Genomic DNA, 16,069 nt, shown 5'->3' with positions numbered 1-16,069 from the left:
CCATTACTGGCCGAACCGCCCCGCTTTCGCGCGCGCCACGGCTTCGCGTGCGGCGGCGAGCAGCGCGCTCGACTTCGCCTCGCACTCGCGCTGTTCATAGGCCGGATCGCTGTCCGCGACGATGCCCGCGCCGGCCTGGACGTGCATCACACCGTCTTTCACGATCGCGGTCCTGAGCACGATGCACGAATCCATCGACCCGTCGGGCGAGAAATAGCCAACCCCCCCGGCATAGGCGCCGCGCGCCTCGGGTTCGAGTTCGGCGATGATCTGGCACGCCCGCACTTTCGGCGCACCGCTGACCGTGCCGGCGGGAAAGCCCGCGAACAGCGCGTCGACCGCATCGCGATCCGGGTGCAACCGCCCGACCACGTTCGACACGATGTGCATGACGTGGCTGTAAAACTCGACGGCGTAGCTGTCGGTCACGCGGACGCTGCCCGCGCTGGCAACGCGGCCCACATCGTTGCGGCCCAGGTCGAGCAGCATCAAATGCTCGGCGCGCTCCTTTGCGTCGGCGAGCAGGCTTTCGCGATTGGCGGCGTCCGCAGCGGCATCGACGCCGCGCGGCCGGGTGCCTGCAATCGGACGGATCGTGACTTCGCCGTCGCGCACGCGCACGAGGATTTCGGGGCTGGAGCCGGTCAGCGCAAAACCGGGCAGGTCGAGGTGATACAGGAAGGGCGACGGATTGATCCGGCGCAGCGCGCGATACAGTTCGATCGGCGGCAATGGAAATGGCGCGGTGAAACGCTGCGCGAGCACCACCTGAAATATGTCGCCCGCCGCGATATATTCCTTGGCAGCGGCGACCATTTCGCCATAGCGCCCCGGCGCCAGGACCGGCGTGAAAATGGGGTCCGCAGCGTCGGAGCGCGCCGGGGCGGGCAATGGCGCGGCGGCGAGCCGGGCGGCCGTCGCCTCGATCGCTTCACAGGCGCGGTCGACGGCGACAACGCCGCCTTCGGGCCAGGCAGGCGCGACGATGAACAGCGCGTCGGCCAGCCTGTCGAACACCAGCAGCACGGTCGGGCGAACGAACAGCATGTCGGGAATGTCGATCGCGCGCACGCTGGGTTCGGGCAGCTTTTCGACCAGTCCGATCGTCTCGTAACCGAAATAACCGACCAGACAGGCCAGCGCGCGCGGCAGCGCGGGCGGCACATCGGCGCGGCACGCGGCCACCAGATCGCGCAGCGCGGCCAGGCTGTCGACCTCGCAGGGCCGGAACGCATCGCGATTCGTCAGCCATTCGCGGTTGACCGACGCGGCGGCACCCGTCGCGCGGAACACCAGATCGGGGGCCAGCCCGATCAGGCTGTGTCGTCCGCGCACCGCGCCGCCCTCGACCGATTCGAGGACGAAATCGCCACGCCCCGGCTCGAACAGCTTGAGCGCCGCCGCGACGGGCGTTTCCGTATCGGCCAGCTGGCGCTGCCACAACAGCGCCGGCCGTCCGGCGGCGAGCGCGGCGCGGGCGGCGTCGACTCCCTCGATCACTCGGCCGCCACGCCCTGACCGGCAAGGTCGGCCTTCAACCGGGCCAGGCCCGCTGCATTGCGCTCGACACCGACCAGCTTCTTGGCGGCATTGGTGAACTGCTCGGCATATTCGCGGCCCACCACCGAACCCAGACCCGCGCGAGTGGAACGGATTGCGTTTTCCTTGCCCTTGGCGTCGCCGGGGGTGATGTCGGTGACGGAGACGATGAACCATCCGCCGTTGTTCGGCGCTTCAAGCACCTTGGCCGTGCCCTTCTTCATGCTGAACATCAGCGCGACCGGCGGGGGGAGCTGGATGCGGCGCGCGGCGAGTTCGGCGCGCGACACGTCGATCGTCTGAATGGGTGGTCCCTGAACCCCGGCGGCCTGGATCGCCTGCGCCAGCGCGGTGCCGCGGCCGACATTGGCGACGACGGCATCGGCCTTTTTACGTGCGGCAAGCTTGGCCTGCTGGCGCTGCCAGTCGGCGATGACAGTTTCGCGGATGCTTTGCAGCGGACGGGCGGCCGACGGCACGACGCGACCCAGTGCAACGACCGCAAAGCTGCCATCCTCACCCAACGGCACCAGTTGCGGCGCGTCGCCATCCTGTGCGGCGAATCCGGCCTTCATCAGCTGAGCCAACCGGGCGTCGGGCTGTTGCGCGGGCGCGTCGGGGTTCAGTCCCTGTGCGGTCAGCGCCGGGGTCGTCTCCGCCTTGAGCTTCTGGTCGGCGATCAGTTCGTCAAAGGTGGCGCCGTCGCTGATGCCGTTGTCCAGCTTTTCCTGAACCTCGACCAGCGCCTCGGCCTCCTTGCGCTGCCGGACCTGCGCGGTCAGTTCATCGCGAACGGCGGAGAGCGGCCGGCCGGCGGACTGGCTGACGCCCGTGACCTTGATGATGTGAAAGCCGAGCGGCGAGCGGACCGGACCAACGACCGCCCCCTGCTGTGCCGCGAACACCGCGCGCGACACGTCGGCCGCGCTTTGCGATGCGAAATCGGATTGTTTGGTGTCGGTGATCGTGGTCGCCTCAAGTCCGGCCGAGCGCGCGGCGGCGGCAACGGCGGTGCCGCCCCTGACCTGACCGGCGATGCGGTTGGCGAGCGCCTGATCGGCGACGATGACCTGTTCCAGCGTGCGCGTTGCGCTGGGCGCATATTCCTCTCCAGCCGCCTTGTAAGCGGCCTGAAGCTCGGCATCGCTGACCTGGACCCGGCCGGCATAGGCCGCCGGCGTGACCACCGCATAGCGGACGACGCGGCGTTCGGGCACCATATAACGCTGGCGATTGTCGGCATAATAGGCCGAAAGCTGCTCGTCGCTCGGCGCCCCGGCGCCGGGCAGGGCGGGCACCAGTGCGATCTGGCCCTTGCGCTTTTCCAGCAGCAGCGATGCATAAGGCAGCGCCAGTTGATCGGCCACCTGGCTGGCGCCGACGGTCGGGGCGATCAGCCACTGGGCATAGGTTTCGCGCGCGATATCGGCGCGAAGCTGCTCGGGCGTGATCTGTCGGCTGGCGAGCGCGCGTTCGAAATTCTGCTGGCTGAACTTGCCGTCGAAACCCAGAAACGCGGGGATGCTGGCGATCTGGCCATCGACCAGCGCCTTGGACGCGACCATGCCGCTGCGTTCAGCGAATTGTTCGAGAACGAGACTGTTCTCCACCCGCGCCAGCACGCTTTCAAAACCGCCACCGGCCATGAAGGCGCCCATGTCGACATCCTGCTGCTCCTGCCGCACGGCGTCGAGCGCCAGTCGCGTGCGCTGACGCAGCTCAGGCTCGGCGATTTCGTCGCCACCCACTTCGACCAGCGTCGCGCCGGTCGCACCGCTTGGCTGCCCCAGGCTGTTGACGTCGGTCAGGGCAAAGCTGATCGCGATGATCGCCAGCGCGGCTAGCGTGAAAAGCACGCCGAAACGCGATTTGATGATCTGACGAAAAAATTTGAGCATCGACGTCCGTTCGCAAGCCACAGTTCGGTTGCCCGCGCTTTAGGCGGCAGCGGGCGGCGGGACAAGCTTGTGCTGGCGCGCGGTCGCTGGCATCGGGTGCATACGAATGCAAACGGGGGACCCGATGACGCGACGCAAGCTGGTGGCCGGAAACTGGAAGATGCACGGGCTGCGCGGCGCCGTTTCGGAAATTGGGGGGATTGCGGCGGCTGCGGCCGCGCATCCGGGCGTTGATGTCGCATTGTGCGTGCCGACGACGCTGCTGGCGCTGGCGGCGGAACATGCAGGCGCGCTGATGATCGGGGCGCAGGATGTGCACGAACGCGATTCGGGGGCGCACACCGGCTGCGTCTCGGCACCGATGCTCAGGGAAGCGGGCGCGACGATCGTGATCGTTGGCCATAGCGAGCGGCGCGCCGACCAGAATGAAACCAGCCACGACGCCTGGGCCAAGGCCGCCGCCGCGCGCCGACATGGCCTGCAGGTCATCCTGTGCTGTGGCGAGACCGAGGCCGAACGCGATGCGGGTCGCGCCGAGCGGGTGGTGCAGGCGCAGATCGAGAAATCGGTGCCCGAAGACGCCAGCCCCGAATGGTTCACGCTCGCTTATGAACCGCGCTGGGCGATCGGCACGGGCCGCACCCCGACGATCGAGGAGATCGCCTCGATCCACGCCATCGCACGCGCCAAGATGCGCCAGATGATCGGCGACGCGGCCGGCGGCATCCGCATATTATATGGCGGGTCGGTCACGGGGAGCAATGCCGCGCGCATCCTGGCCGCGGCGGATGTGGACGGCGCGCTGGTGGGCGGCGCCAGCCTGACCGCCGAAAAGTTCGTGCCGATCATAAAGGCGGCAGCGGCGTTGGGATAACGCGCCGCTCGCTTTGGTCGTTGCGGGGGTTCGGCATGGTGAAGACATTGCGTGGATGCGGTGCTTTGCGGCGTCGCGCGCTTCTGGCGCTTGCCGCCGCGCTGCTGGCCGGGTGCACGGGTGAGGGGGCGCAGGCCGTCTATGTGATCCGCCACTTCGATACGCCCGAGGGCGTGCGCGACGCGGCGTTGACCGATCGCGGACACGCGCGCGCAAAGGCGCTGGTACGGTGGTTCGCGGGCCGGCCGCTGGGCGCCGTGTATGCGACGCCCTTCAAGCGCACGCGCCAAACCGCTGCGTCGCTGCTGGCGGAGCGGGGGCTGACGGCGACCGACTATGACTGGCAACAGGCCGATGCGTTGGTCGCAGCGGTGCGTGCGCGGGGCGGCGACGTGCTGATCGTCGGCCATAGCAACACCGTGCCTGAAATCGTCGAGCGCTTCGGCGGCACCCGGCCGTCGCCGCTCACCCATCCGGATTTCGGCGACATCTGGATCATCCGCGACGGGCGAAGCGAGCGGATGCGGGTCGAGCCTTAATCGTGCGATCGTGTCAGTCGGGATAGCGTTGCTTCAGCATCGCCCATGCGGCGCGCAGGCCATAGGCGTCGCCGCCCTTGGGCCGCCCGGGCTTGGCCGCCGGTCGCCATGCGAACACGTCGAGATGCGCCCAGGCGATATCGGCGGGCACGAAGCGGCGCAGGAAAAGCGCGGCGGTGATCGCGCCCGCGAACGCGCCCTCGGCGGCGTTCACCATGTCGGCGACGTCCGATTTGAGCATGTCGTCATAAGCATCCCACAGCGGCATCCGCCAGACCGGATCGCCCGCCGCCGCGCCCGCCGCGACCAGATCGTCGGCAAGGCGGTCGTCATTGGCGAACAGCGGCGGCAGGTCGGGGCCGAGCGCCACGCGCGCCGCGCCCGTCAGCGTCGCGAAATCGAGCAACAGGCCCGGCTTTTCCTCAACCGCGCGGGTCAGGGCATCGGCCAGGATCAGCCGCCCTTCGGCGTCGGTATTGGTGTTTTCGACCGTCAGCCCCTTGCGCGACCGCAGCACGTCGCCGGGGCGGAAGGCGTCGCTGCCCACCGCATTCTCGACCGCGGGGATCAACAGGTGCAGCCGCACCGGCAGGCGGGCGGCCATCACCATCTCGGCCAGCGCCAGCGCGTGCGCGGCCCCGCCCATGTCCTTCTTCATCAGCCGCATCGCGCCCGACGTCTTGATGTCCAGCCCGCCGGTATCGAAGCACACGCCCTTGCCGACGATTCCCACGCGCGGATGATCGTCGCGACCCCAGTCGAGTTCGATCAGGCGGGGCGCGCGCTGCGCGGTGGCGGCGCGCCCGACGGTGTGGATCATCGGATAGCCGCGCTCCAGATCGCGGCCCTGCGTCACGCTCATCCGCGCGCCATGCGCCTCGCCGACCGATGTGACGGCGGCTTCAAGCTCGGTGGGGCCAAGGTCGCCCGCGCCGGTATTGACCAGATCGCGAACGCGCGCCGTCGCCGATGCCTCGCGCAGCACCGCGTCGATGCGTTGCGGTTCCCCGGTCAGCAGGACGCGCGCGCCGCCCGCATCCTCCTTGCGATAGCGGTCGAAGCGATATTGGCCGAGCAGCCAGCCGAGCATCGCGGCACCTGGTTCCTGCCCTTCGATGCGATAGGCGCCGTCGGGCAGTGTCTCGGCAAGTCGCGCCAGACACCAGGGGCCGGGTGCGTGCGCGTCGGCGACGGCACAGACCACCGACCACGCCTCCGCCCCTTCGCCGGGCAGGATCGCGCTGGCGAACGCGGTCGGGCGAAAGCGCTGCGCCGCCAGCATCGCACGGTGGCGAGGCGGCTGTTGCTTCAGCCATTCGTCGTGGCTGGCGGCATCGACAAGATGAATGGTGCGCGCGGGCTGGCCGCGATCGGGGGCGAGGCAGGCCTTGAAATCAGTCATCACGCGCCAGAGCTAGGCTCTCCAACGTGCTTGCGCCAGCCGCTATCGCTTTTTGCGCTCGCATCGACTATCTGCCCCGTCAATCATGGCAACGCGAATCCCTGAATCCCCCAAGGTGGGGATGGTGTCGCTCGGCTGTCCCAAGAACCTGGTCGACAGCGAGCGTATCCTGACCAAATTGCGATCCGAGGGCTATCGGATGTCGCCCGACTATTCCGGCGCCGATGTGGTGCTGGTCAATACGTGCGGCTTTCTGGACAGCGCCAAGGAAGAATCGCTGGAAGCGATCGGTGAGGCGATGGCCGAAAACGGCCGCGTCATCGTGACCGGCTGCATGGGCAAGGAGGCGGAGGCGATCCGCGCGCGCTTTCCGCAAGTGCTGGCGATCACCGGCGCGCATGAATATGAGCAGGTTGTCGAAGCGGTCCATGCCGCCGCGCCGCCGATCCCGTCGCCTTTCGTCGATCTGGTGCCCGAAGCGGGCCTGAAGCTGACGCCGCGTCATTACAGCTATCTGAAGATTTCCGAGGGCTGCAACCACCGGTGCAGCTTCTGCATCATTCCGTCGCTGCGCGGCGATCTGGTCAGCCGGCGACCCGACGCGATCCTGCGCGAGGCGGAAAAGTTGGTCGCGGCGGGCACGCGCGAATTGCTGGTCATCAGTCAGGATACGTCGGCATACGGCATCGACATCCGCCGCGAGCCGCGCATGTGGAAGGGGCGCGAAGTTGTGCCGCACATGACCGATCTTGCGCGGGAACTGGGGCGGTTGGGGGCATGGGTGCGATTGCACTATGTCTATCCCTATCCGCATGTCGATCAGGTTATCCCGCTGATGGCCGAAGGGCTGGTGCTGCCGTATCTGGACATTCCGTTCCAGCACGCCGCGCCGTCGGTGCTCAAGCGGATGCGCCGTCCAGCCAACGAGGCCAAGGTGCTCGAGCGGCTGCGCGGCTGGCGCGAAATCTGTCCCGACATTACCATCCGCTCGACCTTCGTCGTCGGCTTCCCCGGCGAGAGCGAAGCCGATTTCGAATATCTGCTCGAATGGCTGGACGAAGCGCAACTCGACCGGGTCGGTGCGTTCCGGTTCGAGCCGGTCGAGGGCGCGGCGGCAAACGACCTGGACGGCGCGGTGCCGGAAGCGGTGAAGGAAGAACGCTACGCCCGTATCATGGCGCGAACCGCCGCCATCTCCGCCGCCAAGCTCCGGGCCAAGGTCGGGCGGGAGATCGACGTGATACTCGACGCCGTGGACGAGGATGGCGGCGCGACCGGCCGGTCACAGGCCGATGCGCCGGAGATCGACGGCGAGGTGTTCCTGCGCGATGTGGTCGGCGCCAGCGTCGGCGACATTATCCGGGTGCGGGTCGAGGATGCGGACGAGCATGACCTGTATGGCGCGCCGGTCGTTTGACACGGGAAACTGTGGATAAGTCGGTCGCGCGGGTTTCAACCCCGCGACTTGGGGCCTAGCCTCTGCCAGATGTCGCACGCCGGTTTCGTCCCCCTTCGCATATTCTCCTGCTACACCATGCTCGACGGCGCGATCGAGCCGAAGGCGATCGCCAAACATGCGCGCAAGCTGGGCTTTCCCGCCGTCGCGCTGACCGACCGCAACGGGCTGTATGCCGCGATGGCGTTTTCGGACGCGTGCAAGGATCAGGGCGTTCAGCCGATCGTCGGCACGATGCTGTGCGTCGCGCGGCCCGGCGGGGTCGAGGGCCGGGCGCCGGTCCTCGACTGGCTGGCGCTTTATGCCCAGGACGAGCGCGGATACGACAATCTGTGCGCGCTGGTGTCGGACGCGCATCTGGGCCGCCCGCTCGAACTTGACGCGCATGTGCCGCTGGACGCGCTGGCGGGGCGCAGCGATGGTCTGTTGTGCCTGACCGCCGGGGGCGAGGGCGCGCTGGCGCGGCTGCTGGCCGACGATCAGGTCCGCGATACGGCGGCTTATCTCGACCGACTGCAAGGCCTGTTCGGCGACCGGCTGTATATCGAACTCAGCCGTCGCGGCGACGCGGTGGAGGCGGCGGCGGAAGCGGCGCTGATCGACCTGGCCTATGACAACGACCTGCCGCTGGTCGCGACCAACCCTAGCTGCTTTGCCGAGGCCGATTTCCACGACGCGCATGACGCCATGCTGTGCATCGCGCATTCCAGCTATGTCATGTCGGAGGATCGCAAGCGATCCTCTCCCGAAGCATGGATCAAGCCCGCCGATGTAATGAAGGCTGATTTCGCCGACCTGCCCGAAGCGATCGCCAACACGCTGGTCGTGGCGCAACGTTGCGCGGTGGCCGCGCCAAGGCGCAAGCCGATCCTGCCCAGCCTGGCCGGCGACCGGGAGGGAGAGGCACGGATGCTGCGCGACACCGCGCGCGCCGGGTTGAAGGCGCGCCTGGAGCGGATCGCCGAGCTTGAGGGCAAGCCGCTGATCCCCGGCTGGGATCGGCCCGACCATGGCGACGTCGCTGCCGACGACACCAATCCGACCCCGGCCGAGCTGGAGGCCACCGACGACTGGACCGCAATCTATTGGGCGCGGCTGGAGTTCGAGCTGGATGTCATCATCAAGATGGGGTTTCCGGGATATTTCCTGATCGTTGCCGACTTCATCAAATGGGCCAAGGACAATGACATCCCGGTCGGGCCGGGCCGCGGTTCGGGCGCGGGTTCGGCGGTCGCCTGGGCGCTGACCATCACCGATCTGGACCCGATCAAGCTGGGCCTGCTGTTCGAGCGATTTCTGAACCCGGAACGCGTGTCGATGCCCGACTTCGACATCGACTTCTGCGAAACCCGCCGCGGCGAGGTCATCCGTTATGTGCAGGCCAAATACGGTCATGACACCGTGGCGCAGATCATCACCTTTGGTAAGCTGAAGGCGCGCGCGGTGTTGAAGGACACGGGCCGCGTTTTGCAGATGAGCTATGGACAGGTCGACCGGCTGGCCAAGCTGGTGCCCAATTTGCCCGCCGACCCATGGGATTTGAAGCGCGCGCTGAACGGCGTCGGCGAACTGGCGCAAGCCTATGAGCGGGAGGCGGATGTCCGCCGCCTGCTCGACCTGGCGATGAGCCTTGAGGGGTTGCCGCGTCACTCCTCCACGCACGCGGCGGGCGTGGTGATCGGCGACCGGCCATTGGCGCAACTGGTGCCGCTGTATCGCGATCCGCGATCGGACATGCCGGTGACGCAGTTCGACATGAAATATGTCGAGGGCGCGGGGCTGGTGAAGTTCGACTTTCTGGGCCTCAAGACGCTCAGCGTGCTTCGCAAGGCGGTCGACTTGCTGGGCAAGCGCGGGATTACGGTCGATCTCGACGGTCTCGCCTGGGACGACGTGGAAACTTATGCGCTGCTGCAACGCGGTGACACGGTGGGGGTGTTCCAGCTCGAATCCGAAGGGATGCGACGCACGCTGTCGGCGGTGCGACCGTCCAATTTCGGTGACATCATCGCGCTCGTCTCGCTCTACCGACCGGGTCCGATGGACAACATCCCCAGTTTCGGCGCGCGCAAGAACGGGCGTGAGAAGGTCGAATATCCGCACCCCCTGCTGGAAGGCATCCTGTCGGAGACCTATGGCATCTTCGTCTATCAGGAACAGGTGATGCAGGCCGCGCAGATCCTGGCGGGCTATTCGCTGGGCGGCGCCGACCTGCTGCGGCGCGCGATGGGCAAGAAGGTGAAGGCGGAAATGGATGCACAGCGCGCCATTTTCGTGACCGGTTGTGCCGAGCATAACCAGATCCCGGCGGCCAAGGCGAACGAGCTGTTCGACTTGATCGACAAGTTCGCCGGTTATGGTTTCAACAAGTCGCACGCCGCCGCCTATGCGCTGCTCGCCTATCAGACGGCGTGGCTGAAGGCGCATTACCCGCATGAGTTTTTTGCGGCGTCGATGTGCTTCGACCTGGCGCTGACCGACAAGCTGGCGATCTTTGTCGACGATATGAAGCGGCTGGGCATTGCGTGCCTCCCCGCCGACCTGAATGCCAGCGAGGCGGAGTTCGACGTGCAGCCGCACGAGGACGGCTTTGCCGTCCGCTATGCGCTGGGCGCGCTGAAAGGCGTGGGCGAGCGCGCGATGGAACAGGTCGTCGACGAACGCCGCGCCAAGGGGCCTTTCGCCACGCTCGATGATTTCGCACGGCGCGTCGACCCCCGCCTGCTGAACAAGCGGCAGGTGGAAACGCTGGCCGCGGCGGGCGCGTTCGACACGATGAACGACAACCGCGCCGGGGTGCACGCCGCCGCCGAGACGATCCTGGCGACCGCGCAGCGTATCCACGCCGGGCGCGCCAGTGGGCAGGGCGGCTTGTTCGGGGAAGGGGAAGCCAGCGAGCCGCCGATCCGGCTGCCCAACGTCAACTGGACCCTGGCGCAGCGCATCGGCGCGGAAAAGGACGCCTTCGGCTTTTACTTCTCCGCTCACCCGCTCGACCGTTATGCCCATCTGGCAAAGGTCCATGCCGCGCGCCCCATCGCAGCGCTCAGCGAAGTGCAGGTGGCAGAGGGTGCGCGGGCGGGCGCGACTGTCGCTGCGCTGGTCGAGGATGCGCGCTGGCGCACCTCCGCGCGAGGCAAGCGATACATGATGGCGACGCTGTCCGACGCCAGCGGCCAGGTGACAGCGACCTGTTTCGAGGACGCCGCCGCCGACGCGCTGGAGGAAGCCTCGAAGGCCGGGGGCTGCGGGCTGTTGCAGGTCGAACTCGATCGCCGTCCCGGCGAGGACACGGCACGCGTGACGGTCAAGTCGGTCCAGCCGTTTGAAACGCTGTCGAACAATGCGCGGCTGGTGCTGACCATCTGGGTTGAGGACGCTGGGGCGCCTGCCCCACTGGCAAGATTGCTGGGCGATCAGCGTGGCGGGCGTTGCCGCGCCCGTGTGTTCGCGCCGTTCGACGGGGGAGAAGCGGAAGTCTCGCTGGGCGAGGACTTCCTGCTCGATGGAGAGCTGCTCGACGCGGTGCGCGCCATTCCGGGTATTCGAGAGGCCGAATTGCTGGCGCCGCGCCTGCAACTGGCGGGATAGCAGCGCGCGGTAACAAACGCTTACTGGACTGTTCGCGCGGGGCAGTTATTCTCCATACCCAAAACAGGAAATGGAGAGGCGAACATGCTGGGATCGATGCAGGACTTCGAACTGCGCGTGCCGCGTCTGGTCGAACATGCCGAACGCGAATATTCCACGCGGGAGATCGTGACGCGCTGGGCCGATGGCACCGAGACGCGCACCGATTGGACCGGGATCGGCCGCGATTCGCGGCGGCTGGCGCAGGCGCTTGAGCGGCTGGGGCTGAAACCCGGAGACCGGGTGGCGACCATGGCAATGAACCACGCCCGGCATCTGGTGGCATGGTATGGCACGATGGGGATGGGCGGCATCCTGCACACCATCAACCCGCGCCTGTTCCCCGACCAGCTCGCCTATATCGGCAATCACGCGCAGGACCGCGTGCTGCTGTATGATCGCATCTTCCAGCCCGTGGTCGACAAGCTAAGGTCCGAGTGGACGACGATCGAGCATTATATCTGCTTCGATCCCGCACCGGGCGAAACCGGGTTCGAGGACTGGATCGGGCAGGAGGGCGGCGACTATGCCTGGGTCGAGGGCGGCGAGCGCGAGCCGTGCATGTTGTGTTACACCAGCGGCACGACCGGCAATCCCAAGGGCGTGCTGTATTCGCATCGATCCTCGCTGATCCACGCCATGTCCGAAGTGCAGCCATCGGTATTCGACCTGTCGACGCGCAGTGTCGCGATGCCGATCGTGCCGATGTTTCACGCGGTCGGGTGGGGCATCCCCTTTTCCGCGCCGATGGTTGGGCTGAAGTTCGTGTTTTCCTGCGTCAACGATCCTGCCGTGCTGTGCGAGCTGATGAATCGTGAGAAGGTGACGCATTCGGCCGGCGTGCCCACCGTCTGGTTCGCGATGTTCCAGCATATGGATGCGACCGGCGCCGCGCCCGAACATCTGCAACTGGTGACGATCGGCGGTTCGGCGGCGCCGCGTTCGATGATCGAGCGGCTGATGAAGATGGGCGTCCGCGTCAATCACGCCTGGGGCATGACCGAAACCTCGCCCATCGGCACCGTCGGCGCGCGTAGTCCCGATTGGGACGAGCTGAGCTTTGACGAACAGGTCGATCAGGTCAGCCGACAGGGACGCGCGCCGTTCGGGATCGACATGCGGGTGGTCGATGATGACGGCCGCGTGCTGCCGCGCGACGGCAAAAGCGCAGGCCGGCTGATGGTGAAGGGACCCTGGGTGGTCGGTCAGTATTTCGAGGAGGCTGCACCGTGCCTCGACGCCGACGGCTATTTCGATACCGGCGACGTGTCGGTCATCCATCCCGACGGCACCATGCAGATCACCGACCGGGCAAAGGACGTCATCAAATCGGGCGGGGAGTGGATCAGCTCGGTCGACCTGGAAAATGCGGCGGTCGGTTGTCCGGGCGTGGCCGAGGCCGCTGCGATCGGCGTGCATCACCCGCGCTGGGAGGAGCGGCCCATCCTGCTGGTCGTGCGAAAGCCGGACGCGGATGTCGGCGCGGACGACATTCTGAACCATCTGTCGCGCCATGTCGCCAAATGGTGGCTGCCCGATGAAGTGCATTTCGTCGACGAATTGCCGCATACGGCCACGGGCAAGCTGCTCAAATCGGCGCTGCGCGAACGCTTCAAGGATTACAGTCTCAAGGTCGCGTGACCGAAAATGCAAGGCGGGCGACGACCGGGAAATGGTCCGAGGGATAGCGTCTGTCGACGCGCTGGCTATCGGTGCAGACCGCCAGCGGCACGAAACCGCGCGCCAGCACCCAGTCAATGCGCCGGTCGGCCTTGCCGGTAAAGGCGTGATAGGTGGCGGCCACGCCTTGGGGCTTATCGGCGGCGATCCACAGGTCCCGCAGATTGCGGGTGAGCCGTTGATAGGCGGCGCTTTCGGGCGTGGTGTTGAAATCGCCGGTAACGATCAGCGGATGCCCCGCGGGCAGCGTGTCGGCGAACGCCGCGATGGCTTCAGCCGCCTTTTCGCGTGCAGCCTCATCCTCGGGGCGATAAGGGAAATGGGTGTTTATGAGCGTGAACTGCCGACCACTCGCGCGCTGTTCGAATCGGCCCCACGTCACCATTCGCGGATAGGGATGCTCCCAACTGATGCTACCGGGCACGTCGGGCGTATCGGACAGCCAGAAGTCGCCGCTGTCGAGCAGTTTCAGCCGGTCGTGACGATAGAAGATGCTCATATGCTCATCGGCATGGCCGCCGCGCCGGTCGCGGCCGAACCAGCGATACCGGGGGTCGGCGGCGACGATGGCGTCGCCCTGTGACTGGAGCAGCTCCTGCGTCCCGACAATATCGGCGCCGACCCGTCTCCAGACCGCGATCAGCCGGTCGCGGCGCTGGCTCCAGCGGTCGGGGCCGTCATCCTCATTGGCGTAGCGGACGTTGAAGCTCATGACGGTCAGCGGTGTATCGCGTGCCTGGAGCGGCGCGGCGATCAGCAGGGCGAGCAGGGCGAACAGGCGCATCATGGCCGCGCCATAGCGCAAATTAATCGACCGCGCCGGGCCGGTCAGAACAATTCACCCTGCGCGCCGGGCGGTTTGCGGAACAGGTCGGTGCGAAGCGTAATGCGTTCGCCCTCCAACCCATATCTGCGGCACGCCTTGTGAAACCGCGTTCGCAGCAGATCGGCCCAGGGTCCCTGACCCTGCATCCGGGTGAAGAAGCCGGGATCATTGTCGCGTCCGCCGCGCAGCGACTGAATGATCGACATGACCTTGCCTGCCCGGTCGGGAAAATGTGTGTCGAGCCATGCGCGGAACAGCGGGGCGACTTCATGCGGCAGGCGCACCGGAATGAAGAAGGCGGCATGTGCGCCCGCTTCGGCGGCGCGTTCGAGGATGTGCTCCATTTCATGGTCGGTGATCGCGGGGATGATCGGGGAGATCGAAACGTAGGTCGGCACGCCTGCCGTCGCCAATTCCTGCACTGCGCGCAGCCGCCGTTCGGGATGCGCGGCGCGCGGTTCAAGCGTCATCGTCAGCCTGGCATCGAGCGTCGTGACCGACAGCATCACGGCGGCCAGGCCCCGCTCTGCCATGGGCGCGATCAGGTCGATGTCGCGCAGGACGCGGTCCGACTTAGTCGTGATCGTCAGCGGATGGCCGGTTTCGGCCAGCACCTCGATACATTGGCGCGTGATCCGCCAGTCGCGCTCGATCGGCTGATAGGGGTCGGTGTTGGTGCCGAATGCGATCGGGCGCGGCGCATAGCCCGGCTTGGCCAGTTCGGCGCGAAGCAGTGCCGCCGCCAATGGCTTGGCGAACAGGCGGGTCTCGAAATCAATACCCGGCGACAGATCGTGAAACGCATGGCTGGGCCGCGCGAAGCAATAGATGCAACCATGTTCGCAACCGCGATAGGGGTTGATCGAGCGGTCGAACGGCACGTCGGGTGAGGCATTGCGGGCGATGATCGTGCGCGGCTGCTCGACGGTGACGCTGGTCCGCACCGGCGCGGTGGCGCCATCAACCATGGGCTGCATATCCTGCCAGTCGCCGTCCGCCTGATGCTGCGGCAGATTGAAGCGCTCGCTGAGCGGGTTGATGGTGGCACCGCGGACGGCACGGAGTCGATCCATGCGGTGGTTCTAGCGCCGATACAAAACAAGAACAACAGGTTCCGCTCGCGTGTCCCGTCATCGCATTTGACGCTGCCCGGCGGCTGACCTATGCAATTCTGCATACGTATGCGGCCACGACCGCAAAAAGACTGCAATCGGGAGAAAACACGTGAACGACCGGACGCCACGACATGATCTGGGCGCGCAGGGGATTGAAACCGGCGCGACGTTGCACTGGAATCTGGGCAGCGCGGCACTGGTCGAACATGCGGTGTCACGCGGTGAGGGGCGTCTGGCCAAAGACGGGCCGCTGGTGGTCGAAACCGGCCGTCATACCGGCCGTTCGGCACAGGACAAGTTCACCGTTCGCGACGCCCGGACCGCCGACACGATATGGTGGGGCAAGTCGAACAAGCCGATGGAGCCGCAGGCCTTTGCCGCGTTGAAGGCGGACTTTCTCGACCATCTGCGCGGGGCCGGCGACCTGTTCGTCCAGGACCTGTATGGCGGTTCGCAGGCGGAGCACCGGCTGAACGTGCGCGTCATCAATATGCTTGCCTGGCACAGCCTGTTCATCCGCACGATGCTGGTCCGGCCCGAGGCGGCCGATCTGCCCGGTTTCGAGCCGGCGTTCACGATCATCGACCTGCCCGATTTCCGCGCCGACCCCGCCCGTCATGGTTGTCGTTCGGAAACTGTCATCGCCGTCAGCTTTGCCGAGCGGCTGATCCTGATCGGCGGCACGCGTTATGCCGGGGAGATGAAGAAGTCGGTGTTCGGCGTGCTCAATTACCTGTTACCCGAAAAGGGGGTGATGCCGATGCACTGCTCCGCCAATATCGGCGCCGATGGGGGAACGGCGGTGTTCTTTGGCCTGTCGGGCACGGGCAAGACGACGCTGTCGGCCGACCCGAACCGCACGCTGATCGGCGACGACGAGCATGGCTGGGGCGAGAACGGCGTCTTCAATTTCGAAGGCGGCTGCTACGCCAAGATGATCCGGCTGTCGGCGGAGGCCGAGCCGGAGATTTTCGCGACGACAAAGCGGTTCGGAACCGTGCTCGAAAACGTGGTGATGGACCCGGTGACGCGCGCACTGGATTTCGATGATGCGAGCCTGGCGGAGAACAGCCGGGGTGCTTATCCCATCGAGTTCATTCCCAATGCCAG

11 protein-coding genes are annotated in these 16,069 nt (G+C 66.6%); 6 read left to right on the top strand and 5 right to left on the bottom strand.

Features of this window, described 5'->3' with window-relative positions; translation table 11 throughout:
- Nucleotides 1-3 precede the first annotated feature (3 nt).
- Both VL973_RS07165 and VL973_RS07160 read right to left on the bottom strand, forming a co-directional pair.
- Nucleotides 4-1,500: an anthranilate synthase component I family protein gene (locus tag VL973_RS07165; protein WP_325283341.1), complete on the bottom strand. Its 1,497-nt coding sequence runs from the start codon at nucleotides 1,498-1,500 to the stop codon at nucleotides 4-6.
- The gene (locus VL973_RS07160) at nucleotides 1,497-3,437 is read right to left on the bottom strand and encodes a peptidyl-prolyl cis-trans isomerase (protein ID WP_325283340.1); all 1,941 of its coding nucleotides are present in this window, start codon (nucleotides 3,435-3,437) and stop codon (nucleotides 1,497-1,499) included. The genes VL973_RS07165 and VL973_RS07160 overlap by 4 nt, the downstream gene beginning before the upstream one ends.
- 124 nt (nucleotides 3,438-3,561) lie before the next feature.
- On the opposite strand from VL973_RS07160, the gene tpiA reads away from it, so the two are divergent.
- Both tpiA and VL973_RS07150 read left to right on the top strand, forming a co-directional pair.
- Complete coding sequence (gene tpiA / locus VL973_RS07155; protein ID WP_325283339.1) at nucleotides 3,562-4,311, top strand: triose-phosphate isomerase; 750 nt, start codon at nucleotides 3,562-3,564, stop codon at nucleotides 4,309-4,311.
- A gap of 65 nt (nucleotides 4,312-4,376) precedes the next feature.
- The gene (locus VL973_RS07150) at nucleotides 4,377-4,850 is read left to right on the top strand and encodes a phosphoglycerate mutase family protein (RefSeq protein ID WP_325283338.1); all 474 of its coding nucleotides are present in this window, start codon (nucleotides 4,377-4,379) and stop codon (nucleotides 4,848-4,850) included.
- 13 nt (nucleotides 4,851-4,863) lie between these two features.
- Here the strand turns inward: VL973_RS07150 and VL973_RS07145 are convergent, their stop codons facing one another.
- The gene (locus VL973_RS07145; protein WP_325283337.1) at nucleotides 4,864-6,252 is read right to left on the bottom strand and encodes a leucyl aminopeptidase family protein; all 1,389 of its coding nucleotides are present in this window, start codon (nucleotides 6,250-6,252) and stop codon (nucleotides 4,864-4,866) included.
- Nucleotides 6,253-6,337: 85 nt separating this feature from the next.
- Here VL973_RS07145 and rimO point away from each other — a divergent pair, with 85 nt between their 5' ends.
- From rimO to VL973_RS07130, 3 genes are all read left to right on the top strand, one after another.
- Nucleotides 6,338-7,669, top strand: coding sequence for a 30S ribosomal protein S12 methylthiotransferase RimO (gene rimO / locus VL973_RS07140; protein ID WP_325283336.1), 1,332 nt, complete (start codon nucleotides 6,338-6,340; stop codon nucleotides 7,667-7,669).
- 69 nt (nucleotides 7,670-7,738) lie between these two features.
- Nucleotides 7,739-11,299 carry a DNA polymerase III subunit alpha gene (gene dnaE / locus VL973_RS07135; protein ID WP_325283335.1) on the top strand — a complete coding sequence of 1,187 codons (3,561 nt, stop codon included), beginning with the start codon at nucleotides 7,739-7,741 and terminating at the stop codon, nucleotides 11,297-11,299.
- Between the two features lie 84 nt (nucleotides 11,300-11,383).
- Nucleotides 11,384-12,979 carry a long-chain fatty acid--CoA ligase gene (locus VL973_RS07130; RefSeq protein WP_325283334.1) on the top strand — a complete coding sequence of 532 codons (1,596 nt, stop codon included), beginning with the start codon at nucleotides 11,384-11,386 and terminating at the stop codon, nucleotides 12,977-12,979.
- Here the strand turns inward: VL973_RS07130 and VL973_RS07125 are convergent.
- Nucleotides 12,966-13,805, bottom strand: coding sequence for an endonuclease/exonuclease/phosphatase family protein (locus tag VL973_RS07125; RefSeq protein WP_325283333.1), 840 nt, complete (start codon nucleotides 13,803-13,805; stop codon nucleotides 12,966-12,968). The two genes, VL973_RS07130 and VL973_RS07125, sit on opposite strands and share 14 nt — an antisense overlap.
- Before the next feature lie 41 nt (nucleotides 13,806-13,846).
- On the bottom strand, nucleotides 13,847-14,917 hold the full coding sequence (locus VL973_RS07120; RefSeq protein WP_325283332.1) for a PA0069 family radical SAM protein: 1,071 nt from the start codon (nucleotides 14,915-14,917) through the stop codon (nucleotides 13,847-13,849).
- A gap of 151 nt (nucleotides 14,918-15,068) precedes the next feature.
- Between VL973_RS07120 and VL973_RS07115 the strand changes: the two genes are divergently transcribed.
- The coding region (locus VL973_RS07115) for a phosphoenolpyruvate carboxykinase (ATP) (protein WP_325283331.1) at nucleotides 15,069-16,069 on the top strand (1,001 nt) is incomplete at its 3' end.

Source organism: Sphingomonas sp. (assembly GCF_035490575.1).
Classification (GTDB): domain Bacteria; phylum Pseudomonadota; class Alphaproteobacteria; order Sphingomonadales; family Sphingomonadaceae; genus Sphingomonas.
This window is presented reverse-complemented; position numbering and strand designations above follow the sequence as displayed.